The 1,379-nt window shown below is 37.6% G+C and carries 2 protein-coding genes; both read left to right on the top strand.

The genetic code is table 11. The annotated features are described in order from the left end of the window. Positions 1-765 precede the first annotated feature (765 nt). A complete protein-coding gene (locus tag ABJF11_RS10795; RefSeq protein ID WP_348119860.1) occupies positions 766-1,110 on the top strand; it encodes a hypothetical protein in 345 nt (114 codons plus the stop codon). 75 nt (positions 1,111-1,185) lie between these two features. After that, a partial coding sequence (locus ABJF11_RS10790; protein ID WP_348119859.1) for a hypothetical protein occupies positions 1,186-1,379 on the top strand: 194 nt, incomplete at its 3' end.

The following is a 1,379-nucleotide window of genomic DNA, read 5'->3' as shown; positions in this document are numbered from 1 at the left end:
AATACAACTTCGAAAGCAAAGTGCAAATCTTAATATAATGATGCGCCATTTGTAAGATACAAAGATATGTAATCCAAAAATTATATGTGTAATGAATTAAATAAGTTTTAAATGGAAGAACAATCTGCACATGGTGTATATTCCAATTGGATATCCACTTGGAGAAAATGGAAATATGCCTGGTGTGAATGCCCGGATATAGTTGTTGATTTTTATGTACAGATTATAGGCAAAAATCAATCATATTCGCCTACTAATCATGCTGACCTAGCGGAGTTAATTTCCAATTGTTTGGGAAAAGATAACATCGAAAAAAATCTAGACATAACCGTTTCAACTTGAAGGTCTATTGATTCGAAGATGATGTGTGACTATTTGAAACATAATTCTTTTGGTGTAGTAACATTGCATTTGTAGGAATGAAATACTTCGAATCGCTAGATGTATTGAAATGAAACAAATGGTCAAGCAGTAATACATAATGAAGGATTTATTTTCGATAAAAATAGTGAAATACACATGAAAAATCATAGAATGCCATCGAGAGATGATCCCATTTGGGAGTTCATTTAAATTAAATTTAATGCTAATATATAATAACAAATATGTCTAGCTTAATTGTTTTTCCCGAGGATGGTGTACAAACTGAAATATCAACTAACGAGGGGAATATAGCATTCGGGGACGTAACCACATCAGATTATATTCTTTTGGTAAACAAGCAAGAAACTGGAGACACAGAATCTAGATGTCTCTAAATACGTCGTGTTTCACGACGAAATAACCGATGAACGAAGATGTGTCTCTACTACTGTAACTAAAACCGTCGATGAAGACCAGACTGAATGTACATCAACGTTAACCATTGGAAGTAATGAGGTTATGAAAAACAACCCTACTTATTATAGTATACGATCAACCGATGGTGTAGATGAATCCACGGCTACAATCGACACAGATGGGATTTCATTTGATTCAAATTCGGTAGGAGTCACGTTTACATCCTCTGCGGCTCAGTTCAGATTGTACTATGATGAAACAGTAGAATCACTCCTTGTACAGAAATATGTAACAAATTCATGGGTGACAAAAAAAGAATATACTAGTTAAATTAAAAATTTACTAACCAAAAATCTACTTGGAAAACACCGTTCAGAATGTTCACTTGAAATTCAATCGTCGGAAATGAAAGGGGTTGATTTCATACGAACAACAATCGATGATTTTGTGTTAAGATATGGTCTTGCGACAACGGCTAGTCGTCGAGCGCTGACGCGTGTGTCGGCCGAGCTCGAGGCTGCAGCTGCCGCCCGCGCTTCCACGGCCGCCGCCGCCATCGCCACGGCTGCCGCCACGGCTTCCGAGGAAGCCGCTCGCTC

The sequence above is a fragment of the Reichenbachiella sp. genome, from assembly GCF_039941815.1.
Lineage (GTDB): Bacteria > Bacteroidota > Bacteroidia > Cytophagales > Cyclobacteriaceae > Reichenbachiella.
Note: the sequence above shows the minus strand (reverse complement) of the source record. Positions and strands in the feature narration are given on the sequence as shown.